Raw genomic sequence first — 24,173 nt, 5'->3', positions numbered from 1 at the left:
CAAATTTAGGGATATCGACCGCTGTCGACACCGTCATAGTCTGCGAGAACAGCTATTTCGACCCGCAAGGGGTGTATTACGGTGGCGGACAATCTTTTTCGCTATATGTATCCGCGTGGACAGACCGTTCACGAACTCTTCGAGGCGTGGGTGGATCGGGCACCGGAGGCGCCGGCCGTGCGCTATGGCGACGTCGCATTGTCCTACCGGGAACTCGACATTCGGGCCAATCGACTCGGGCACTACCTGCGCCGATCGGGGATCGCCGCAGAGGCGCGCGTCGGCCTGTGTGTGCGGGACGAGAACTGGGTCATCGGCGCCTTGGCGACATTGAAAGCGGGCGGTGCCTATGTGCCGCTCGACCCGTCGTACCCGCCCGAACGGCTGGACCACATGTGCCGGGATGCCGGTGTCCAGGTGGTGCTGCGGACGCATGGTGAAACCATGAAACTGCCTGGGAGACAGGTATTTCTGGATACTCTCGAGACCGATTGTGAGCCGCCCGGTCGGCTCGGCGTTTCGGTCGGGCCGCAGTCGCTGGCCTACGTCATGTACACCTCCGGCTCCACCGGCACCCCTAAAGGGGTCGCGGTCGGGCACCGAAATATCGTCCGGCTGGTCCGCAGCCGGGACTCGATCACCGTGCGGCACAACGATACTGCCGTACAGGCGGCCAACATCTCGTTCGACGCGGCCACGCTCGAAACATGGGGTGCGCTGCTCAACGGGGCTCGGCTGGTCGGGCTCGGCCTCGACGAGGTGCTAGTGCCCGAGCGGCTCGGACAGGCACTGCGGGCGCACGGCGTCGACGTCTTGTTCCTGCCGACCGCCCTGCTCCGGCAGCTGGCGCTCGAGGATCCGGGTACGTTCCGCACCGTACGGCAGCTGTCGTTCGGCGGCGAGAAGGCCGACGTCCGCGCGGTCACCGCGCTGTTGCGGCACTGCCCGGACACCGAACTCGTAAACCTTTACGGTCCAACGGAAATCACTACCTACGCGACCGCGTACCGCTGCAACGGCCTGTCCGGTGACGAGTCGATCGTGCCGATCGGCCGGGCCGCCGCGAGCAGCAGCGCGTACGTGCTCGACGACAACCTGCGGCCGGTGCCCGCCGAGCGGCCCGGCGAACTGTACCTCGGTGGTGACGGCGTGGCCCGAGGCTATCTCGGCAGGCCGGGGGCGACCGCGCAACGATTCGTGGCCGACCCCTTCACTACTGAACCGGGTGCTCGCATGTACCGCACCGGCGATCTCGTGCGTCGGCGCGCCGACGGCGAGCTCGAGTTTCTCGGTCGGGTGGACCGCCAGGTCAAGGTGCGCGGACATCGTGTCGAACCGGCCGAGGTCGAGGACGCGCTCGGCGAATTTCCCGGACTTTCCGAGGTCGTCGTGCTGGCCGGCCGGGACGCGGGCGGGGACACACAGTTGATCGCCTACGTCGTGCTGCGGCCCGGCGTTGGTGTCGACGGCCTCCGCGCCTATCTCACGGGGCGGATACCGCACCATCTGATACCGGCCGTGTTCGTGGCGATGGCCAGGTTGCCGTTGAACCCGAACGGCAAGGTCGATACGGCAGCCTTGCCTGCCCCCGGCGCGGTAGACCCTGGCGATCCGCCGGAGGTGGCCGCGACGCCGACTGAGCAAGTGGTACAGGCTATTTGGCAGGACGTGCTCGGTGTCGCCGTCACAAGGACGGATGCTGATTTCTTCGAACTCGGCGGGCATTCGCTGGCCGCCGCTCGGGTGCGGTCGCGGCTGTCGACGGTTCTCGGTGCGCACGTTCCGTTGCGAATCGTCTTCGAGCACACCACGATCGGCGCGCTGGCCCGTGCGGTCGAGGGTCTCCCGCGCGCACTTCCGGCTGCGGCCCCGGCCCCGCCGACAGTCCGGCTGAGCGTGGCCGACCTGCTGGCCGAATTCGAGATCTGAGGGATTCGATGACAACGCCTGATCTGGCGCAGCGTCTGCATGCGCTCCCCGTCGACCGTAAGGCTGAGTTCCTGCAAGCCCTACGCCGCCAGCACGAACGCTACGACCTCCATCCGCTGACCGCCGCACAGCGCCGGATGTGGCTGCACGACCGGCTCCGGCCCGGCAGCCCGATGTACCGGGTCACTTTCCGGATCGATCTGCACGGTGCACTCGAAATCCCCGCATTGACAGCGGCTTTCGACCAGGTGCTGGCGCGACACCAGGCGCTTCGCACGCTGTTCGTCGAGATCGACGGCGAGCCTTGGCAACTGGTGCTGCCCGAGCCCCCGGCGGTGACGCGGCTGCGGGTGAGTGATGTTGCCGCGCGGCTGCCGTTCGACCTCGACGGCGCACCGCCGGTGCGGGCGACGCTCACCGCGGCCGGTCTCGATCGGTGGGTGCTTGTCCTCGAGCTGCACCACATCGTCTGCGACGGCTGGAGTATGGGACTGATCTTCGACGATCTTTCCCGGTGCTATGCCGGTGCGGACGTCGGCCCTGCCCCGCGTCACGTCGATATGGCGGCCGGTCCGCTGGATGGGGAGCTCGTCCGGTTCTGGTTGTCCGAACTCGAGGGTGCACCACCCACGATCACGCTCCCGCTGGACCGGCCTCGCCCGGCGCTCGTCGACGAGGACGGCGACGAGTTCGCCTTCACCTGGCCTGCCGAGGTCGCGCACGGGATCACCACGCTGGCGGCCGAGCTCAGTGCAACACCGTTCATGGTGCTGCTGGCGGCCTGGGAGGCCGTGCTCCGCCGGTACGGGCCGGACGCGGACTTCGTGGTGGCGACCCCCGTCGCGGGCCGGACCGAACAGTCCGCCGAAGGCGTCGTCGGCCTGTTCGTCAACACGCTCGCGCTGCGCGCCGAGGTGGATCCCGCAACCACGTTCCGCGCGCTGGTGCGACAGGTCCGGGATCGGGCGGTCGCCGCGTTCGAGCATCAGGACCTGCCGTTCGACACCCTGGTCGACCGGTTGCGCCAGGAGCGCGACCCGAGTCGCACGCCGGTGGCACAGGTGATGTTCGCGGTCGAGGACGGCTGGGCGGACCGGCTCAGGTTGCCCGGGATAGCCGTCCGCTGTGTCGAATTGCCCACCGGCACCGCCACTTACGACCTCACCCTGACGCTGACCCCACGACAACGGGAGATCAGCGGGCGACTGGAGTATCGGACCGCCCTGTTCGACCGCGCTACCGCCGAGCGCATGGCCGGACACGTCTACACGCTGCTCACCGCCGCGCTCGCCGAGCCGCAACGGCAGGTCGGGGAGCTACCGTTGCTGGCGGATTCGGAACGCCGGACGATCACCGCCTGGGGCACAGCGAAGCCGGCACGGTCCGATGAGCGGCCGGTGCACGAGCTGATCGCCGCGATCGCACCCGAACGCATCGCAGTGGTCTGCGGCGGCCAGCGCGTCACCTACGGCGAACTCGTCGCGCGCGCCGACCAGATCGCAATTCTGTTGCATCGCAACGGGATCACCGCCGAACGGCCGATCGGCGTCTGCCTGCCGACGTGTCCCGACGCCGTGGCGGCATTTCTCGGAGTGCTGGGCGCGGGCGGAATATATGTCCCGCTCAACCCCGAACTGCCGGCCGAGCGGATCCACTACCTCATCGATAACGCCGGGGTCGATGTCGTCCTTGCCCACACGGAGACCGCGATCCTGTTGCCGCACAGAATAACTGCGCTGGCATTGGACGAGCTGACCATCGAGCCGGGCCGACCACCGAAGGTCGCGATCCCGCCTGCGGCGGCTGCCTACCTGATCTATACCTCCGGATCCACCGGGCGGCCGAAGGGCGTGGTGAACACGCACCGCGGGCTGACCAATCTTGCTGCGGCAATGCGGGATCTGCTCGCTATCGGGCCGGATGATCGGATCCTGCAATTCCATTCGACCGGTTTCGATGTCATGGTCTCCGACCTGGTGACCACGCTGTGCGCCGGGGCTGAACTGCACCTCGTGCCGCGACAGGATCGAGTCCCCGGCCCGGATCTGGTCCGCACCCTGCGCGAGAACCGGATCACCGTGGCGGATCTCGCGCCGGTCGCTTTGCAGGCGATGGACCCGGCCGCAGTACCCGAGCTTCGCGTGCTGACCGTCGGCGGCGAGGCTTGCCCGGCCGACGTCGCGCGAGCCTGGGCGTCCGGTCGCGAGTTCTACAACTCGTACGGCCCGACCGAAGCGTCGGTGACGGCGACCAGCGGCCGCTACCTCGACGGCCCGACCGTTCCCATCGGACGGCCGGTGACAGGCAGTCGGATCCACCTGCTGGACGATCGGCTACGACCGGTCCCGGCCGGGGTCGCCGGCGAGCTGTACATCGGCGGCGCGGGCGTAGGCCGCGGTTACCTGGGTCGCTCGGCGATGACCGCGGCCGCGTTCGTGCCAGACCCGTGCGCCGACGCGGGGCAGCGCATGTATCGCACCGGCGACCTCGCTCGGTGGCTGCCGGACGGGTCGCTGGACTACCTCGGCCGGGCCGACGCCCAGGTGCAGATCCGTGGGCACCGAGTCGAGCCCGGCGAGGCCGAGGCGCGCCTGCGCGAGTGCGCCGGAGTCGCCCGCTGCGCGGTCGTCGTGCGCGAGGATCGGCCGGGCGACAAGCGGCTCGTCGGCTACATCGTCGCCGAGCCGCATGCCGACCGGCCGAATACTGACGCGTTGCGCGCCGAGCTCTTGCGCACCCTGCCGGACTACTTGGTACCGACCGCATTCGTCGCGGTGCCCCGACTTCCGTTGACTCCCAACGGAAAACTCGATCACCGCGCGCTGCCCGCACCGAGCGCGCGCCGCCCCCGGCTCGGCACCGCGTTCCGTCCGCCGCGCGGCGAAGCGGAGCGGACGGTAGCCGCGGTGTGGCGAGAAGTGCTCGGGCTGAACAGGATCGGCGCGGACGACAACTTCTTCGATCTGGGCGGGAATTCGATGCTGCTGGTGCCGGTCCATGCCGGGCTCGAAGCGGCGACGGGAGTCAAGGTGCCCGCTGTCGAGTTGTTCCGCTACCCGACGGTGGCACAGCTGGCTCGGTTCCTGGCCGATGGCGAGTCCAATGCCGAATCGACGACCACCGGGCACCGACGTGCCGCGGCGATGCGCGCCCGTCGGGTGCGCGTAGGACAGGGGGAAAAATGACCGAGAATTCGGGGTTGGACATCGCGATCGTCGGCCTGGCCGGCCGGTTCCCCGGTGCTGCCGACATCGACGGCCTCTGGCAGCGCATCCTGCGCGGGGAACCGACGGTGTCGCGGTTCACGCCGGAAGAATTGGCCGAATCCGGTGTGCCCGCGCAGGAGTACAGCAGACCCGACTACGTGCCCGTCTACGGCGTGCTGGACGACGTCGACCGATTCGACGCCGAGTTCTTCGGCTACACACCGCGCGACGCCCGGTTGATCGACCCGCAGCAACGGCTCTTCCTGGAATGCGCGTGGCAGGCGCTGGAGTCGTCCGGACACCTCGCGCGGACGGACGACGAGCTGGTCGGCGTCTATGCCGCCACCGCCATGAGCACCTACCTGCTGAAGAACCTGCTCGCCGCGGGCGAGGCCGCGGGGTCCGAATATGAGCTGTTGCTGGGCAACGACAAGGACGGGGTCGCCACCCGGGTGGCCTATCACCTGGGTTTGCGCGGCCCGGCCTGCACGATCCAGACGGCCTGCTCGTCGTCCCTGGTCGCGGTGCACGTGGCCGGCCAGGCCCTGCTCACCGGGGAATGCGACGTCGCGCTGGCCGGTGCCGCGCACCTCCGGCTGCCGATGCGGTCCGGCTATCGCTACGAACCCGGTGGGATCATGGCCGCCGACGGCGTCTGTCGCCCGTTCGATGCGTCGGCGACCGGGGCGGTCGGCGGCAATGGCGCGGCAATCGTGGTGCTGCGTCGCCTGGAGGACGCCGAAGCCGACGGCGACACGATCTACGCGGTGATCAAGGGTTCGGCGGTCAACAATGACGGCCGAGCCAAAGTCGGCTATACCGCGCCGAGTGTGGATGGCCAGATCGCGGTCATCCGGGCCGCTCAGCAAGCCGCCGGGGTCGACCCGGCAACCATCGGTTATGTCGAGGCGCACGGCACCGGGACCGCGCTCGGCGACCAGATCGAGTTCGCCGCCCTGCACCGGGCTTTCGGTCCGGCGGGACGCCGCGCGCTCGGCTCGGTCAAGGCGGTCACCGGGCACCTGGATGTCGCCGCCGGAGTGACCGGACTGATCAAGGCCTGTCTCGCGGTGCACCACGGGGTGGTCCCGCCCAGCCCGTATTTCACTGCGCCGCATCCTGATCTGCCGATGGCGGGCAGTTCGTTCTACGTCAACCCCGAACCCGAGCCATGGCCGGTGACCGGCTCACCCCGGCGGGCTGCGGTGAGCTCGTTCGGCATCGGCGGCACCAACGCGCACGTTGTCCTTGAACAAGCCCGCGCGGTCGCCACCACCGAATCCGTTGGGACCGAACACGTTCTGGTGCTTTCGGCGCGTTCCCGCGCGGCCTTGATCGAGGCGCGTGATCGGTTGCGCGAGCACCTGATCCGGACGGCCGACCCGCTGGCCGATGTGGCGTACACGCTGCAGACAACCCGCCGCCGGTTCGAGCACCGGCTCGCGGTGGCCTGCCACGATCGGGTCGAGGCGATTGCCCGGCTGGCGGATGGGCTCGACAGCAGCTCCGAGGCTGAAACCGACGGTTCGGTCGCTTTTCTCTTCCCGGGCCAGGGCACCCAGTACCCGGGCATGGGCGATGAGCTCTATCGGACCGAGCCGGTCTTCCGCGAGTCGATGGACGCCGGCGCGGCGGCGCTGCGCGGGCACCTCGGCCTCGACCTGCGCGACGTGCTCTACCGGGACCGCGACAACGAGTTGCTGCGACAGACCCGGATCACCCAGCCCGCGCTGTTCGTTGTCGAGTACGCGCTCGCGCGGCTCTGGCAGCACCGGGGCATTCGCCCTGCGGCGATGGTCGGGCACAGCGTCGGGGAGTATGTCGCCGCTTGTCTCGCAGGGGTTTTCGACTTCGAGGACGCGCTGGCGATCGTGGCCGCCAGGGGCGCGCGGATGCAGTCGATGCCGCCGGGCGCGATGCTCTCCGTCGCGCTGCCCCGGCTCGAGTTGGCCGAGCGACTGCCGCACGGGGTCGAGATTGCCGCAGCCAATGCGCCTCGGCTATGCGTGGTGGCCGGCGAAGCGCGCCGGATCGCCGCGTTCGCGCAGTCACTGCGTGCGGACGGGGTGAAGTGCACGGAATTGCACACATCGCACGCCTTCCACACGTCGATGATGGAACCGGTCGTCGCCGAATTCGCCGAGTACGTCAGCGGATTCACGCTCCATACGCCAGAGATCCCGGTGCTGTCCAACGTCACCGGAGACTGGCTCGACGACGCCGATGCGCGTGACCCGAAATACTGGGCGCGCCAGCTGCGCGAACCGGTCCGCTTCGCCGACTGCGCCCGGCGGCTGCTCGACCAGCCGCACGCGCTACTGGAGGTCGGGCCGGGCACGACCCTGACCACGCTGGTCCGCCAGCACCCGGACGCTTACGCGCGCAGCACCCCCTCGCTGGGCGAGTCGAAAGTTCCGCAACCGGAGCGGCTCGCCATGGCGAGCGCACTGGGCAGACTGTGGCTGGCCGGGGTCGAGGTCGACTGGACGGCCGATGGCGAGCGCCGTCGCCGAGTGCCGCTACCGACGTATCCGTTTCAGCGAGAACGGTATTGGATCGACCGGGGGAGCCCGGTCGTACCCGATGCCCCGGCGCCGCGCCCGAGGTTGTCGCCGCGGGAGGCGATCCGCGATATCTGGGCGAATCTGCTCGGCATCCCGGACGTGTGTGACGATCAGGACTTCTTTCAGCTGGGCGGCCATTCGCTGCTCGGCACTCAGGTCATCGCGCGCATCCGCGAAGCGCTCGGCGTCGACCTGCCGGCGAGCGCGCTGTTCGACACGCCGACGATCGCCACCCTTGCCGAATCCGTCGAAGAACTCCTTGCCGCACAACGGCAACCACGACAGGAGTCCGGCTCGCTGCCGGACCTGATGGCCGAGATCCGCGCGATGTCGCCTGCGGAACTGCAGGCCCGGCTCGCCGAGCTGCGGCGCGAGGACTCGTAATGATTGAGGACACCGAATCCATGACCTATGACCTTTCGCCGGAGCTCGCCGAGCTGACCTCGGATCAGCGGGAGCTGCTGCTCCGGCTCGCTGAGGCGACCATCCACCCCGCACGTCCCGAGCGGATTCCGTTGTCCTTCACCCAGGAACAGCTGTGGTTCCTCGACCGCATGGACCCCGGCACTGCGCTCTACAACATCCCGTTCGCTTTGCGGCTGCGCGGACCACTCGACACCGGCGCATTGCGCGCGGCTCTCAATGCGGTGGTGGCACGGCAGGAAGCCCTGCGAATCGTGTTCGGCGAGAACGAGACCGGGCCATACCAGCTCGTCCGCGCCGCGTTCGAGATCGACCTGCCGGTCGTCGACCTGCGGTACCTGCCCGTCGACGAGCGGGCGGCGGCGGCAACCAGGGAGGCGACCGAGCAGGGGCGAGTCTCGTTCGACCTGTCCAGCGGCCCGCTGCTGGATACCAGGCTGGTGGTGCTCGACGACGAGGAGCATCTGCTGCTGACCACCGTGCATCACATCGCCTTCGACGCGTCGTCCGGTGAGATCTTCATGGCGGAGCTGGTCGAGTATTACCGCCAATTCGCTTGCGGCACTGCCGCCGATCGCCCGGCGTTGCCCGGCAGCTTCGGCGACTTCGCGTGGCAGGGGCGCGAACAGGCCGCGTGCGCCGCCGTGGACGCGCAGCTGACGCACTGGCGCGCCAAGCTCGCCGACGCCCCGGCAACGTCCACCCTGCGTCCGGACCTGCCGCGTCCGGTAGTGCAAACCCATCGCGGCGGCCGGTGCGCCAGGGTGCTCCCCGGCGAGCTGACCACGGCGATGACCAGGCTGGCGCGCGACTGCGGTGCCACGCTCAATGCGGTTGCGCTGGCCGGGTTTTCGGCGGCGCTGCACCAGTTGACCGGCCAGGCCGACCTGCTCCTCGGCATGCCGTCCGCCGGTCGCTCGCGCGTCGAGCTGGAGCAGCTGATCGGTCCGTTCGCCAACATGCTGGTGCTGCGGATGGACCTCGGCGGCGATCCCACGGTGCGGACGCTGGTCGAGCGGGCGCACCGGACGGTAGGCGAGGCGTACCGGCATTCGGATGCGCCGTATGCGCGAGTCGTCGAAACGGTTGCCCCGCCCCGCGATCCGGGGATAAACCCGATGTTCCAGATCCTGTTCACGGTGGCCGAGCCCGGCAGCGGCGCGCGCTCGGCGGCCGGGGTCGAGTTCGCGCCGGTGCCGGTGGACAACCAGCTGACCGACTTCGATCTCTTCGTCACGCTCACCCCGGGCGACGACGCCGGTGAACTGGTGGTGGACTACAACGTCGATCTCTACCTGGCCGAGACGATCGAGCTGCTCACCGAGCGGGTCATCGCGGTGCTCACCGGGATGGTCCAGGCGCCCGACGCCCCACTCGGCTCGGTGCCCGCGCTGCGCCGGGAGGTGGTCGCGCTCGCCGGGACCTTCGTGGTCGACCTCGCCGCCGCACCGCTGCAGTTCTGGCTGGACTTCTGCCGTGCTCCCGCGTCGGTCGAGGCCGTCCCCTACGGGCAGCTGGTCCAGCACCTGCTGACCGGCGGCGACAACGCGGCCACCGTCGGGCTGCTGCGTTGGGAGGACTGGCTGTGGCAGTCGGCATCGGAGGCCGAGCCGGGGGCCGTGCTCGACCAGGCCATGCGTGCATTCGAGACGGCCGTCGTCACCTACCGCCGGCGCACGGACGCGCCGCTGATCCTGGTCCGGTGCCCGAGCTCGTCGCGGGACGGCGAGACGCGGCTGTTCGCCCGGCTCGACGATCGTCTCGCCCTGCTGCGAGAGCGGATTCCGAACGTGCAGGTGGAATGGGCTGAGGAGAACCCGAAGGCCCAGGGACACGACCACGTGCGGTACACCCCAGAGTATTTCGCCGCACTCGCCACGCTGGCCGCCCGGTGGCTACCCACCCCGGAACCGGGACCGGAGCGCACCGCATACCGCGCCGAATATCTCGCCGACCCGGCCGCGGTGGCCGAGCGGGTCGCGGTGCGGACCGCGCAGGCCCCGGCGAGCTCAGCGCCGATCGTCGAGCCGAGCACGCCTACCGAAAAGCGGATCGCCGCCGTCTGGCGGGCGGTCCTCAGCATCGATGCGGTCGGGACGAACTCCAATTTCTTTGCGCTCGGCGGACATTCGCTGCTGGTGATCCAGCTCCTGTCCGGACTCCAGCGGGAGTTCGACCGAGCGGTCTCGCTGCCGACCCTGTTCACCAACCCGACCATCGCGCAGCTCGCCGCGATCCTCGAGGAGACCGAAGGACCGGCCGAGGCGCCGGTCGAACCGATGCCACGCGAAGCCGAGCCCGTAGCGTCCTCGATTCAGCAAAGGCTGTGGGCGACAGGCCAGCTCGATAGCGCGGACGCGCGCCACAACACGATGTTCGCCGCGACCCTGCGTGGCGCGCTCGACATCGTGGCGTTGGAGCGCGCGGTGGGGGAGATCGTGCGCAGGCACGACGTATTGCGGACCACCTTCACCGCACATCGCGGCCGTCCGAAACCAGTCGTGCACCCGCGGCTGTCGGCATGGTGTGTGCCGGTAGACCTTTCGGAGGTGCCGGACGACCAGCGCGCGGCGCTGGTGGCCGACTACCTCGACAAGCACAGCGGATATCCCTACGACCTCGCCGTCGGCCCGCTGCTGCGCGTCCAGGTGATCCGCGTCGGTACCGACGAGCAGCACCTGCTGATCGGGATGCACCACATCATCTGCGACAACACGTCCTGGAGCATATTTCTCGACGAGCTCGTCACCCTGTACGACGCCTACTCCGCCGGACGGCCCTCGACACTGCCCCAACCTAGGTTGCAGTTCGGCGATTTCGCCTACGACCAGCAGAACTGGCTCGGCGGCAGTGCTGTCGAACCACACATCGCCTACTGGCGCGAGAACCTGCGTGGCGCGCCCGCACCGCTCGAACTTCCGGGCGACCGGCCGGATCCGGACGGGGACGACGAGGTGGTCGGGCGCGCGGTGCGGCTGCTCCCGGTCGCCGTCGGCCGGGCGGTCCGGGCGCTCGCCCGCGCCGAGAGCGTGACGCCGTACAGCGTGCTCCTGGCCGCCTTCAGCGTATTGCTGTACCGCGAGAGCGGGCAGCCCGACCTGGTCATCGGAATGCCGACGTCCGGGCGTGATCGGCCCGAGCTGGCCGGCGTCATCGGCTGCTTCGCGGATCTGCTCCCGTTGCGGCTGGATATCACCGGCAGGCCGACCTTCCGCCGACTCGTCCGCCGGGTGCACTCGACGGTGCGGGACGCGATAGCACACCAGCGACTGCCGTTCCCGGCAATCATGGAACCGCTTCGGCTGCCGCGTGATTCATCCCGCCATCCGCTCAAGTGCGTGCTCAACTACGTCGACCTGCCCGATGAGGAACTGTCGCTGTCCGGCCTCGAGGTCGTGCCGCTGCCCACCGGAGCCGCAGGCGCCGACTTCGACGCGCTGTTCACCCTGGACTGGCACGACGAGCAACTTCAGGCCGACCTCACCTACGCCACCGATCTGTTCAGTACGAACCACGCGGTCCGACTGGTCGAGCGGTTCGGCGAACTGCTGGCCGAGTTGGTTCAGCGCGCGGACGCGGTGATCGGCACGCTCGCAACACAATTCACCGATCCTGTCGAGTCGTGCGCGGCGATCGGGTTGGCCGCGTCGTTCCCGCTCGGTCCGGTCGAGCCGACGCTGCGGTTCTGGTCGGACCTGCTCGGCGAATCGCCGCTCGCCGTCACCTCGGCGCCCGCCGGGCAGGTGTTGCGGCCGCTGCTCGACTCGAACGGGCCGTTCCGCGGACACGCGCTGAACGTTGTCCTGCTGCGGTGGGAGGACTGGCTCACCGACGCGAATCCCGCTGTCCCCGTGGCGGTTACCACACTGGAAGAGGTTCTCGCCGAGCTTTGTGCGGCGATAGCGCGCTACCGTGCGCGGACCGATGCGGAACTCGTGCTCGGCAGCTGCCCGGCGTCGCCGCGTTTCCAGGACGACCGGTGGGCCGGGATCTTCGGCGGTCTCGACCAGCGGCTGCGGGCGTTCGCCGCGGAACAGCCTGCGGTGCGGGTGGTTCCGATGAACCGGTGGGCCGAGCGCTACGGTGTCGAGAATCCCGGCCGGGGCCGCGACGGGTTCCCGTATTCCGCGGAATTCGAGACGGTGGTGGCGACCATGCTCGCCCGCTGGGCGCATTGCCGGACCCATCCGCCGGTCTCGGCCCTCGTGCTGGACCCGGCGGAATTCTCCGCGCAGGCCGAGCTGATCCGTGTGGTGCGCGATCAGCTCGCACACGGCCGCGGCATCGTGCTGACCAGGCCGCCGGCCGCGCCGGAACTGGCCGCACTGGTCGCCGTCGGGTCGGTTGCGGTGGGCGAGGCATCCGAGTCGAGCCTGAGCCTGAGCTCGGCGACGGCTACCGATGGCGCGACCGTCGGGAGCGCGCCTGCGGGGGAGGGGCTGGCGACCTTCGTCGCGCACGTCTGGTCGCTCGATGGGTCGACTATCGGATCGGTTGCGCCGCAACCTATCCCAGTGGACCTGGTGGTCGACATCGCCACCGAGCTGAATACCGCCGAGCGGATCACGGTGGCGGTGCGGTCCGGGGTCCGCCGTCCCGCGCGGCGGTTGTCGACTCAGCCGAGGACGGGCCGCGAACGCGCGATAGCCCGGATCTGGGCCGAGGTACTCAATCTGGCCGAGGTCGGCATCCACGACGACTTCTACGAACTGGGCGGCGACTCACTGCTGGCGATCACGGTCGCTTTTCACGCCGCGGAGGCGGGCATCAACCTGTCCGCGCGGCAGCTCACCGAGCGTCGGACCATCGCCGAGCTGGACTTGGACACGACCGAGGTGGTCACGCGGGCCGCGCCCGAGATCGTCGAGGGCGAAGTGCCGCTCGCCCCCGCGCAACTGTGGTGGTTCGAGACCGTGGCGACGACGATGGAGAACCCGGCTTGGTTCAATCACCCCTATTACCTAGAGCTGCGTCGGCCGATCGCGGTCGCGCACCTGGTCGAGGCCGTCCGATTGCTTGCCGCCCACCACGACTCACTCCGGCTGCGATTCCGCAGGGACGACACCGGAACGCTGTGGCAGCACCACGCCGACGTTGCCACCGCCGTGCCGTTCACCAGTCATGACCTGACGGAGCTACCCGCCGCCGCACTGGCGGACGCCATGCTTTCCCTGGCCGGTGCGGAACAGCTGAAACTGCACCTCACCGACGGCCCGACCTGCCGGGTGCTGCACCTCGCCACCGGCGGCCGTGGCCGGGATCGATTGCTCATCGTGGCGCACCACCTGGTGGTGGACGCGATCTCGCGCGAACTGTTGCTGAACGATCTGCAGACCCTGTGTGCGCAGCTCGAGCGCGGCGACACGACCCGTCTGCCTGCCAAGACAACGGCCTACAGCGCGTGGGCCAGAAGGCTTTCCACTGCGGACATGACGGCCGAAATCCCGTTCTGGCTCGCCCAATTACCGCACGAGGACACGGCGCCGCCGCCGGATCGGCCGGGCACTGTCACGACCCTCGCGACCGGTCGAATGATGAACACCGTTCTGTCGGCCGAGGAAACCGCGGGCCTGCAGGAGGCCACCCGGCGGCTGCGAGCCACTATGCGCGACCTCATCGTCTGGGGTGTCGCGGAGGCCGTCGCGGTACGCACCGGTGGCCGCGAGTGCGTGGTGGCGACCACCGGACATGGACGCGAAGACCTGTTCGCCGACATAGACCTGAGCCGGACCACCGGCTGGTTCCAGGTGATGTATCCGATTCGGGTGCGGCTGCCCGAGACCGCGGGTGCCGCGGCCGTCTCGGCCACAGCCGTCGCCGAACAGCTCGCCATGGTGCCGAACAACGGGATCGGGTACGGGATGCTCGCGTTCTTCGGCCAGGACCCGGCACTGCGAAAACGGCTCGCCGCCATCGGCGAACCGCGCATCGCGGTCAACTACATGGGCAACTTCGGTTTCGACGAGGTGTCGCAGGTCGAGGAGCTCTTCGACGTGTGCTCGGCCCCCTACGGCGACACCGAGGACGGCACCGGTGTCTGGCCCTACGACCTCGAGGTGAGCGGCACGCTCAGCGGCGGCCGACTTCGGCTCGACCTCGGATACGGCGCCGATGTCTACCTGGCAGAGACCGCCGCCGCGTTCCTCGACGACGTGCGGGCCCGTCTGCTCAGCCTCCTCGGCTGAGGCGAGCACCGAGATTTCCTTCGAAAGGACTACCCGACAATGCGACGACAACAATCCGGATTCGCCACGTTCACCGTGGTGTGGCTAGGCCAACTGCTCTCCGTGGTCGGCACCCGAATGACCAACTTCGCGATCAGCATCTGGGTGTGGGATGCCACCGGCAGCGCGACCCAGTTCGCGAGCGTACTGCTGGCGTCCTTTGCCGCGACGGTGATATTCAGCCCGATAGTCGGTGTGTTCATCGACCGGTGGAACCGGCGGCTGACGATGATGATGAGCGACCTCGGCTCGGCGGCGGCCACCGGCGTGCTGCTGATCTTCTTCATGACCGGCTCGGTGCAGATGTGGCAGTTGTACCTGGTCAACTTCGCCACGGGCGCGTTCCTGGCCTTCCAGGTCCCGGTCTTCTCCTCGACCATCACCTTGCTGATGGAGCGTGGGCAGTACCCGCGGGCGAACGCGATGATGTTCGTGGCGCGGTCCGGGCCAGGGCTCTTCGCACCCGCCGCGGCCGCCGCGCTGCTCGCCTCGACGAACATCCAGGCGATCCTGTTGGTAGACACCGTCTCCTACGGCGTCGCCATCGCCGCGGTGCTGGCGGTGGGGATTCCGCAGACGCCACAGCAACCCGGCACCCCGCCGGCGAAGATGTGGCAGGACTGCCTGTTCGGCTTCAAGTACATCCTCCGCAGCCCATCGTTCCGCAACCTGCAGGCGATGTTGATCGTGATCAACATCCTGGCTTCGCTCGGCTTCGTGCTGCTGCGCCCGCTCGTGCTCACCAGGACCGGCAACAGTGTGGGCGCGCTCAGCGTGGTGATGACCACCGGGGCGTTCGGCGGCGTACTCGGTGCCGTGCTGCTCGGCGCAACGAAGGCCCCGCGCGACAAGATGCTGCGCGTGCTCGGCGCGATCCTCATCTTCAGCATCCTCGGCCGGCTGATGTACGGGCTCGCCGATATCGTTGCCCTCCTTGCGATTTCGCTCATGTTCGTGTCGTTCACCATTCCGATCATCGACGGCTACACGAACAGCATCTGGCAGGAGAAGGTCGAACCGCGGTTTCAGGGCCGCGTTTTCGCCGCTCGGCAGTTCACCGAGGAGCTCACCGTTCCGATCGCAACGCTCATCGCGGGCCCGCTCGTCGACAACGTGCTGACGCCGTGGATGCAGCCGGATGCCGCGGGCGCCCACCTGTTCGGCAGCCTGTTCGGGACCGGGCAGGCCGGCGGCATCGGACTTATCTTCGCGGTGATCGGCGTGCTCGGCGTCGGGGTCGCCATTGCCGGGTTCCGCATGCCGAGCGTCCGGCGAATCGAAACACTGCTGCCCGACCATGAATCGCTGAAGTCGGTCGAGGGGGCAACGGCATGAGTACCACGCTGCTGCGGATCGGTGTGCTTGCCGACTACCCCCTCGACCCGCTCGTTCCCCATCTCGACATGGCGCTGCGCATCGCCGGTCTGTCGGCAACCTGCCACACCGGCCTGCTCGGCCAGCTTCGACGGGGGCTCGACGCTACCGGCGAAACATCCTGCAGTGCAGTGGATGTGCTGATTGTGGCACCCCAGTTCGATGAGCTCGGTCCGGCGGATCTGCTGGACCTCGCGGATTCCGCAGCAGGCACCGTCGGCCGCACGAGTGGATCCCTGCTGTTCGTTCTTCCCCCGATGCCGGAGGGCCGAGCATTCGGCGTCGGCGACATCGGAGCGCTCGCCGGAGTGGCGGCGGAGGCGACGCGCGTCCGGGAAGCTTTGCGCACCAAGCTCATTGCGTTGCCCAACGTGTACCTGGCCGACGCCGAAGATGCGGTGCGGGCCGTGGGTGCCCGCCTGTCCTACCATCCGGCGGCCGCGCGGCCCAGGCGCTATACCGACGATCTGTTCGCCTGTCTCGCAACGCAACTCGCCCGAATCCTCGGAACGCGATACGGAACATCCTGTCAGGCCGTGGTATTCGATGCGGACAGTGTGTTCGGCGCTGGCACCGCAACGCTGCGCGAGCCGGTCCGCGAACTGCGGCGGGCCGGGATCCGGCTCGCCGTGCGCGGCGCGGGCAAACCGTCCGGCGTGTGGGCCTCGGTGGCGTCCGCGTGCCCGGAGCTCGTGGCAGGTGCCGAAACGTCTGTCGTGGACGGACGCCCGGTCGCCGAGCAGCTCGCGGTGATCGCCGCCGCGCTGGACGTGCCGACGTCGCGCACCGTGCTGGTCACGGCCGACCCCGAACTGGCCGACCTGGGTCTGCTACTCGGTGACCGGCACGAGTCCTGGCCGGGCCGGTTACGCGATGGTGGGCTGTTCGACCGCCCAGCCCCGCTCGCGACCACGATCGGACCGGTGCTGCTCGCCGAAACACCAGCACCGCGAACAGATTTCGTGGCTCGCCGGTCCGGCGCGGCCGACGCGGTACCCGTGCCGGACGAATCCGGGCCGTCCGCCCCGGCCGTCCGGTTCGGCATCGTCGCCTTCGGGAAATCGTTGCCGGAGCCGTCCGAAGTAGCCGGTGCCGCAGCGGATTACACCGCGGAACTCGACCGGGTCCGCGGCTGGGGATACCGGCGGTTCCACCGGGCGCCCGACGGCGTCGGACTCACCGACCTCGCCGTCGCGGCCGGGACCGAGGCACTCGCCGCGGCCGGTGTCGCAGCGAGCGACGTCGATCTGGTCGTGCTCGCGATCGCGGACCTCGCCGAATACCTGTACTGGGACCCGGCGGCGGCGACCCAGGCCCGGCTGGGCGCACACCACGCCGAGGCGGTGTTGATCAACCAGGCGTGCGGCGGCGGCGTCGCGGCGTTCGACCTGGTGGCGGGCAAGTTCGCCGCACACCCCGGCTATCGCACGGCGTTGCTGATCGGCGCGAATCGGGTATGCGAACCGTACTGGAATCGGATGGAGATCAACACCAGCATCTACTCCGACGGCGCCGCGGCCGCCGTGCTCCGGCGTGACCACGGTGCCTGCCGGTGGCAGGCCACCGAATTCATCACCGACGGCACCTACGCGGACTTCATGCGGATGGATGTCGGCGCCGCCGCGCATCCATTCACCCCGGAGACGGCCGGCCGGCCGCGAGTGCGAAGTCCGCAGGACCGGTTGGACGAGTTCTTCGCCGGTGACGTCCGCAAGATGTTCGCCTTCCTGTCGACCCTCCGGGCCCGCAGTCGCGAGGTGGTCGACGCCGCCTGCACCCGGGTCGGCAGCACCCGCGCCGACCTGCGCCGAGTGATCCATTTCAACGACAACGCCCGCCAACTCGCCGAACTCGCAACCGAACTCGGCATCCCGACGGCACGGACGAATGTGGACATCGCACTCGACCACGGGCACGTCGGCTGCGCCGACCAGCTGCTCACCCTGCAGCACCTGCTGGCCGAGGGGGACCTCACCGCCGGCGACCTGGTGGCACTGACCAGCACGAGCAGCGGCATGCACTGGATCTGCACGCTGCTGCGGGTATGAGAAATGAGAGAACTGTGCACGACACCCAAGACATCCTGACCCGAATCCGAGCGGCCCGGAACCCGGACGCGGCACCGGATCCCACCCTGCTCGACGCGCTCGGCTCATTGCTGGACCTGAATCTACCTACCGTGCAACGGGATGCGGGCCGCCTGCTGGCCGATGTCCCCACCGCGCGCATCGTGGCCGAGGGCCGCACCCTGCGACCCCTGCGGATCGCGATCGCCGGTACCTTCACCGCCGAGTATGTCGCGCCGATGCTGCGCGTCGAACTGTTGCACAGTGGGATCGAGCCGCGGATCCAGGTCGCCGGATTCGACCAGCTGCTCGCGCAATTGAGCGATCCGGACTCGGACCTGTCCCGGTTCGACCCGGACGTCACGCTGTGCCTACTGCACGACCACGCGCTGCTGCCACAGCGGTGGGATCCAGCCGGGCTGCCCGAGCTCGCCGAGCAGCTCACGGCCCGCTCCGCCCTCATCGAACAGGCGGTGGCCGGTTTCGCCGCGCGGTCGGCGAGTGCCGTTGTGCTGCACACGGTTCCGCTCTCCCGACCGGAGCAGCGCACCGTGATCGGCTTCGCCGGGCGGGCCGAACTCGGGCGCCGATGGCGCGAGCTGAACGGACGGCTGCTCGGGCTGGCCGAGCGGCATCCCTCGGTGTACGTCCTCGACTTCGAAGCGCTGCTCATCGACCATCCCGGCCCCGTGCGCGACGATCGCCTCTACCAATTCGCCGGGATGGCATGGACTCCCGCCGTGGAACTGGCCTATGCACGGGAGGCGGCGGCGTTCTGCCGGGCGACCGCCGGACTCGCCAAGAAGCTGCTCGTCGTCGACCTGGACAACACGCTGTGGGGTGGCGTCCTCGGCGACGACGGCCCCGAGGGGATCCAGATCGGTGGGCGCTACCCCGGCAACTGCTACACCCAGCTGCAACAGGCGTTGGCGGCCCTCCGCAGCCAGGGCGTACTGCTCGCGGTGTGCAGCAAGAACGAGCAGACGGCGGTCGATAGCGTGTTGGCCTCCCATCCCGAGTTGGTCCTGCGACCGGACGACTTCGTCGCGCGAGTGGCCAACTGGGGCAGGAAGGATCACAACATCCGCCAGATCGTGCAGACCCTCAACATCGGGCTGGACAGCGTGGTGTTCGCCGACGACAGTCCGTTCGAATGCGATCTGGTCCGCGAGCAGATTCCCGAGATCGAAGTCGTACACCTGGACGGCGACCCGGCGCGGTACTGCTCGGCTGTGCTGGAGCCCCAGTTCTTCGGTGCCCTCGCGACGGTGTCCGCCGATCGGGAGCGCACGTCGTTGTATCGGTCGCGGGCGGGGCGCGAGGAGTTCGCCGCGTCGTTCGCCTCCGCCGAGGACTATCTGGGCGGGCTCGACCTGCGTGTCCGGGTCGCACCCGCCGACGAGTTCAGCCTGCCGCGGCTGATCCAGCTCGGACTGCGCACCAACCAGTTCAACCTCAACCCGCGCGCTCACACCGAGAGCCGTACCCGCGAGATGGCCGACGCCGCCGCATATCTCGTGCTCGGCTTCGAGGTCGAGGATCGATTCGGCCGGGAGGGGCTGGTCGGCGCGGTGTGGGTGGCAAAGAGTCCGAGCCACTGGCTCATCGAGAACTTCGTGATGAGCTGCCGGGTGTTCTCCCGAGGCATCGAACACGCCGTGCTGTCCGATCTCATCGACACTGCGCGGCGCGAAGGAGTTCGCGAGCTGCAGGCGCTGTACCGGCGTGGCGATCGCAATCAAGCGGCGGGCGGGCTCGTCACCGAATTCGGCCTGCTCGAAGAGACCGATGGAATCGCGCGGTACGGGCTCGACCTGACCGCTACGCGTTTCCGCAAACCACCCTGGATCACCCTGAACCGAAACGAGGAACCCGCCGATGTCTGATATCACCGTCGACCTTGTCGAACTTGTCGAACGGGTCACCGAGAACCCCGGCATCACGACTGCGCGGAAGTTCGAGAGCCTGGACAACTGGACCAGCCTCGTCGCACTGCGCCTGCTGACCGATATCGAGGACGCCTTCGGCGTACAGCTGGATCTGCGGGCCTATCTCGCGGTCACCGACGTCGGCCAACTGTCCGCGTTGGTCTCCGACACACTGGCCGTCCGATGATCCGCCGCATCGATCACATCGGCCTGGTCGCGCGGGACCTAGACGCCGCCGCGACCGGCCTGCGCATGTTGACCATGCGCCCGGACGCGACGGACGTGGTGCAGACCTACGGCGTCGCCTGCCAGTTCTGGCATTGCGCAGGCGATCGCGTCGCGCTCGAGGTCGTCGCACCGGAGGAGCCGGGCGACCAGGTGAGCGGACATCTCCGTCGCCAGGGGCCGGGCCTGCACCACATCGCCTTCGAGGTCGACGACCTCGACGCGGCGCTGCGTGCGCTCCGAGGCCGAGGTGCCGTGCTGGTGGACAGCGAGCCGAGGCCGGGCGGGCAGGACGGGTTGCGGATCGCCTTTGTCCATCTGGGCCCGGCGACCGGCCTGCTCGTCGAGCTCGTCGAATATTCGAACCAGCAGTAGGACCGCACCATGAACGAAGTCAACACTGCCGCACCACGCGCTCGGCGACTGTGGCGGATCATCGCGATACTGGCCGGTGCGGTCGGCGCGCTTCTCGCGGTGTCGGTTCCGCTACTGCCGGTGAACCAGGAACAGGCTTCGTTCTCCTGGCCATCGGCGCAATTGGCGAATGTCACTGCCCCGCTGCTGTCGTACTCGCCGCTGCGGGTGGACGCGCAGGTCCCGTGCGCGGCAATCAGGACCCAGGGGCCCCAGGGCGGGACGCTGCTGTCCACGGTGCCGCCCGCATCCGGTGCCGCGCGCCGCTACGGCTTGGATGTCGCAGTGACGCAAGGGAATCGGCTACAGGTGGGGCTGCGTGATCGCACGCTGATCGATACCGCGGTCGCTGACCTGCCGCCGGACTGCCGACTGCTGATCTCGTCGGACAGTGCCCGCACCACCGTCGATCTCGGCGGCAATCCGGTTGTGCTGGAAGGCGATTACCGGCCACAGCTGGTGGGGTTGTTCACCGATCTGACCGGCGCGGCGCCGTCGGGCATGCAGGTGCGGGTGCTGATCGATTCGCGGTTCACCACCTCGCCGACGGTATTGAAACTGTGTGCGATTGTCGGTGCGCTGGTGGCCACCGCGTTGGCGCTGGTGGCAGTACATCGGCTCGACCGCCTGGACGGCCGCCGACGCCGTCGGGTGTCGCGGTGGCGCAGGTGGCGGCCGCGGCCGATCGATGGTGTGGTCGTCGGGATTCTAGTGCTGTGGTATTTCATCGGCGGGGGCACCACCGATGACGGCTACGTATACGGAATGGTCCGCGCCCTCGGGCATGCGGGCTATCTGGCGAACTACTTCACGTACTTCGGGGTCCCCGAGTCTCCGATGGGGCTCCCGTATTACAACCTGTTCGAGCTGTTGGCCCGGGCCTCGACCGCGAGCATCGTGCTGCGGTTGCCCGAGCTCATCGCGGGTGTGCTGTGCTGGCTGCTGATCAGCCGCGAAGTCGTGCCGCGACTTGGCATTGCCGCACGGACCGAGCGGGCCGCGCTCTGGACCGGTGCGGGGGCGCTGCTGGCTTTCTGGCTCCCCTACAACAATGGTCTTCGGCCGGAACCACCTGTCGCCCTTGGGGTTTTGCTGACCTGGGTGCTGATGGAGCGGGCGCTGGCCACCCGGCGACTGACGCCCGCGGTCGTCGCGCTGATCCCGGCCGCCCTGTCCGTGGTGACCAACCCGGCGGGATTGATCTGTCTCGCGGCGCTGCTGGCCGGCGCTCGACCGCTGGCGCAGCTCGTCGTCGCGCGCGCCAGGACATCGGGCTACGCGGCGGTGCTTGCGCCTGCCGCGGCGGCGGGCCTGGTCGTCCTGACGATCGTGTTCGGCGGACTACCGGTGTCCGAAGTGGCGACGATGTGGCAGGCGCACACCGTCGTAGGGCCCGAGTTCCATTGGTACGACGAGTATTTCAGGTACCGGCTGCTGTTCCAGTCGACCCCGGACGGGTCGGTGGCGCGGCGGTTCGCGATGCTGTTCATGTTCCTCGCCCTTGCCGTCGCGGTGTCGGCGTTGCTGTACCGGAAGGGCCGGATTCCGGGGCTCGCGGCCGGGCCTGCGCGGCGGATCGTCGGCACCACCCTCGGCGCTGTCGCGTTGATGTCGTTCACGCCGACCAAATTCACCCACCATTTCGGTGTGTTCGCCGGGCTCGCCGGTGCCGTTGCGGTGGTCGCGGTGGTTGCCGTTGGGCCGCGATCAATGCGATCGGCACGTAACAGAACGATGGTCGCCGCCGCAGTCGTCGCGGTGCTTGCCCTCGCGCTGGCGAGCGAGAACGGTTGGTGGTATGTGGCCGGTTACGGTGTGCCTTGGTGGGACAAACCTGTTGCGGTGCACGGTATTTCGGCGGGCACGGCGGCGTTGGCCGTAGCCATGGTGCTGGCGCTGATCGCGGGCTGGTCCCACATTCGTGAACCGTTCCGCCGGACGCCACGTCGCACGCGACAACGGATACCCGTGCTGGCCGTCGCTGTGGCGCTGATGATCGCCTTCGAGGTGATCTCGTTCGGCTATGCCGCCGTGCGGCGCTATCCCGCGTATTCGCCTGCGACATCGAACGTTTCGGCACTGGTCGGCAAACCGTGTGGACTGGCCGACGCCGTCCTCGTCGAACCGGATCCGAATGTAGGTCTGCTACAACCGCTCTCGGGCAACCCGAGTACCGCGCTCGGCGCGGGCGCCGATGCCGGATTCACCCCCGACGGTGTCGACCTCGACGACTTGACCCCCGATCCCTCCGACGCCGCGACCGGAACGGTCGGGAAAACCGTGGCAGGCGCGAACAGCTCCGCATCCGGCACCGGTGGTTCCAGCAAGCCCGGGAAGCCCGGTATCAACGGCAGCACAATCCCGTTGCCCTACACCCTGGATCCGGCGACGACTCCCATTCTCGGCAGCTACGGCGGCCCGGCGGCGCCGACGAAAAAGCTGATCTCCGACTGGTATCGGCTGCCGACCCCGGACCCGAGCGGCAGCCGCGGCGAACTCGTCACCATCACCGCTGCCGGGCGCATCGCCTCGACCGATGTCGACAACGTCGCCGTCGGCGGCGCGAACGTGCGCCTGGAATACGGTGTCACCGGCGGCGGCGGCGTTCGAGCGCTCGGCGCGATCGCCCCCGACGATGTGAGTGGGCTTCCGCCGTCTTGGCGGAATCTGCGGATCCCCTTGCCGCGCTTGCCTTCCACAGCAGACGTGGTGCGCATCGTCGCCCTGGTCGACAGTTCCGATCCCACCCAGTGGGTGGCCGTGACGCCACCGCGCGTGCCGCAGCTGCGCACCCTCGACGCGCTCGTCGGCCACACCGACCCCGTCCTGCTGGATTGGCTTGTCGGCCTGCACTTCCCGTGCCAACAACCGTTCCGGCATCGGGACGGCGTCGCCGAAATACCCGAATACCGCATTACCCCGGACTATTCGGGCGCCGGCGTGACCGGTAACTGGGAAGCGCACGACGCCGGAGGCATCCTCGGCTACACCCAACTGCTGACCCGATCCGACACGCTGCCGTCCTATCTGAAGGACGACTGGAAACGCGACTGGGGCAGCATCTACCGGCTTGTCCCGCTCGATGCGGCTGCGACACCGGCACATCTCGACATCACCACCATCCGTCGCCCGGGATGGTGGAGCCCCGGACCGTTGAACCTCGGCATCCGATGAGGTCGGCTTCACGTGGTGTGATCGAGGGCGCGAATGGCGGCGTCGACCAGTGTGGTGGCGGTACGGGCGCACAGGTCGACGGCACGTTCCGGTGGCAGCGCGCGGATATCGATGAGGACCATGAAGGCTTCCCAGCCGACGACCGTCGCTACGGCGGAAACGAGTTCGTCGAAGTCCGGTGCCGTCATCCGATCGCGGATCGGTGCCAAGGCCCATTCGATCCAGCGAACTCGACGGTAGCCGCGGCGGGGTGTGTCCGGGGCCGGTGGCGCGGCTTCGATGGTGAGTTTCACCAATCGTCTTCCCAGCGGGAGTGATTCGACGATGTTGACACCCAGCGCGTGGGTCAGCGCGGCTACTCGGACGCGGGGGTCGGTGGAGGTGACGTGGTCGAGGATCGCGTCGGTATCGGAGCTGAGCAGGCCGAGGGTCGCATCGAGCATGAGCTGGTCGAGGCTGGGGAAGTGTAGATAGACCGTGCGTCGCGATACCTCGGCGGCGACGGCGATGTCGTTGACGGATGGTTCGCCGCCCTCGCTGATCAATGCCATCGTCGCCTCGACGATGGCATTGCGGGTGCGGCGCCGTTGGGCGGCGCGGCCCGGCCCGTCTGCTGCGGAGGTAGCTCGGGTCATCGGTTCCGGTG

Annotated in this window: 11 protein-coding genes; 10 read left to right on the top strand and 1 reads right to left on the bottom strand. The window is 68.7% G+C overall.

What is annotated here, in order from left to right:
- The first annotated feature begins 81 nt into the window (after positions 1-81).
- Genes ACIBK2_RS01875 through ACIBK2_RS01830 form a run of 10 tightly spaced genes read left to right on the top strand, consistent with a single transcriptional unit; the run spans position 82 to position 23,527 of the window.
- Positions 82-1,929: an amino acid adenylation domain-containing protein gene (locus tag ACIBK2_RS01875; protein WP_396962561.1), complete on the top strand. Its 1,848-nt coding sequence runs from the start codon at positions 82-84 to the stop codon at positions 1,927-1,929.
- A gap of 8 nt (positions 1,930-1,937) precedes the next feature.
- Positions 1,938-5,114 carry an amino acid adenylation domain-containing protein gene (locus tag ACIBK2_RS01870; protein WP_396962559.1) on the top strand — a complete coding sequence of 1,059 codons (3,177 nt, stop codon included), beginning with the start codon at positions 1,938-1,940 and terminating at the stop codon, positions 5,112-5,114.
- Positions 5,111-8,083: a type I polyketide synthase gene (locus tag ACIBK2_RS01865; protein ID WP_396962557.1), complete on the top strand. Its 2,973-nt coding sequence runs from the start codon at positions 5,111-5,113 to the stop codon at positions 8,081-8,083. The genes ACIBK2_RS01870 and ACIBK2_RS01865 overlap by 4 nt, the downstream gene beginning before the upstream one ends.
- Positions 8,083-14,307, top strand: a complete 6,225-nt coding sequence (locus ACIBK2_RS01860; protein WP_396962555.1) for a condensation domain-containing protein — start codon at positions 8,083-8,085, stop codon at positions 14,305-14,307. Before ACIBK2_RS01865 ends, ACIBK2_RS01860 begins: the two co-directional genes overlap by 1 nt.
- A 39-nt stretch (positions 14,308-14,346) precedes the next feature.
- Positions 14,347-15,681 (top strand): MFS transporter, encoded by a 1,335-nt coding sequence (locus tag ACIBK2_RS01855; RefSeq protein ID WP_396962553.1) that lies wholly within the window; start codon positions 14,347-14,349, stop codon positions 15,679-15,681.
- Positions 15,678-17,768, top strand: coding sequence for a 3-oxoacyl-ACP synthase III family protein (locus tag ACIBK2_RS01850; protein WP_396962551.1), 2,091 nt, complete (start codon positions 15,678-15,680; stop codon positions 17,766-17,768). The genes ACIBK2_RS01855 and ACIBK2_RS01850 overlap by 4 nt, the downstream gene beginning before the upstream one ends.
- Before the next feature lie 14 nt (positions 17,769-17,782).
- Positions 17,783-19,672, top strand: coding sequence for an HAD-IIIC family phosphatase (locus ACIBK2_RS01845; RefSeq protein WP_396962549.1), 1,890 nt, complete (start codon positions 17,783-17,785; stop codon positions 19,670-19,672).
- Entirely contained in the window at positions 19,665-19,901 is a 237-nt protein-coding gene (locus tag ACIBK2_RS01840; protein ID WP_396962547.1) for an acyl carrier protein, read from the top strand. Before ACIBK2_RS01845 ends, ACIBK2_RS01840 begins: the two co-directional genes overlap by 8 nt.
- On the top strand, positions 19,898-20,314 hold the full coding sequence (locus ACIBK2_RS01835; RefSeq protein WP_396962545.1) for a VOC family protein: 417 nt from the start codon (positions 19,898-19,900) through the stop codon (positions 20,312-20,314). The genes ACIBK2_RS01840 and ACIBK2_RS01835 overlap by 4 nt, the downstream gene beginning before the upstream one ends.
- A gap of 9 nt (positions 20,315-20,323) precedes the next feature.
- Positions 20,324-23,527 (top strand): arabinosyltransferase domain-containing protein, encoded by a 3,204-nt coding sequence (locus ACIBK2_RS01830; protein ID WP_396962543.1) that lies wholly within the window; start codon positions 20,324-20,326, stop codon positions 23,525-23,527.
- Between the two features lie 8 nt (positions 23,528-23,535).
- Here the strand turns inward: ACIBK2_RS01830 and ACIBK2_RS01825 are convergent, their stop codons facing one another.
- Positions 23,536-24,162: a TetR/AcrR family transcriptional regulator gene (locus ACIBK2_RS01825; RefSeq protein WP_396962541.1), complete on the bottom strand. Its 627-nt coding sequence runs from the start codon at positions 24,160-24,162 to the stop codon at positions 23,536-23,538.
- Between the last annotated feature and the right edge of the window lie 11 nt (positions 24,163-24,173).

The organism is Nocardia sp. NPDC050175, assembly GCF_044459885.1.
GTDB lineage: Bacteria > Actinomycetota > Actinomycetes > Mycobacteriales > Mycobacteriaceae > Nocardia.
The sequence above is the reverse complement of the archived record's forward strand: the minus strand, read 5'-3'. Positions and strand labels throughout refer to the sequence as shown.

Excerpts from the sequence above, each read along its gene's own strand:
- ACIBK2_RS01840 (WP_396962547.1), top strand. The coding sequence starts at position 19,665 with ATGTCTGATATCACCGTCGACCTTGTCGAACTTGTCGAACGGGTCACC.
- ACIBK2_RS01860 (WP_396962555.1), top strand. The coding sequence starts at position 8,083 with ATGATTGAGGACACCGAATCCATGACCTATGACCTTTCGCCGGAGCTC.
- ACIBK2_RS01835 (WP_396962545.1), top strand. The coding sequence starts at position 19,898 with ATGATCCGCCGCATCGATCACATCGGCCTGGTCGCGCGGGACCTAGAC.
- ACIBK2_RS01855 (WP_396962553.1), top strand. The coding sequence starts at position 14,347 with ATGCGACGACAACAATCCGGATTCGCCACGTTCACCGTGGTGTGGCTA.
- ACIBK2_RS01870 (WP_396962559.1), top strand. The coding sequence starts at position 1,938 with ATGACAACGCCTGATCTGGCGCAGCGTCTGCATGCGCTCCCCGTCGAC.
- ACIBK2_RS01850 (WP_396962551.1), top strand. The coding sequence starts at position 15,678 with ATGAGTACCACGCTGCTGCGGATCGGTGTGCTTGCCGACTACCCCCTC.
- ACIBK2_RS01830 (WP_396962543.1), top strand. The coding sequence starts at position 20,324 with ATGAACGAAGTCAACACTGCCGCACCACGCGCTCGGCGACTGTGGCGG.
- ACIBK2_RS01825 (WP_396962541.1), bottom strand. The coding sequence starts at position 24,162 with ATGACCCGAGCTACCTCCGCAGCAGACGGGCCGGGCCGCGCCGCCCAA.
- ACIBK2_RS01865 (WP_396962557.1), top strand. The coding sequence starts at position 5,111 with ATGACCGAGAATTCGGGGTTGGACATCGCGATCGTCGGCCTGGCCGGC.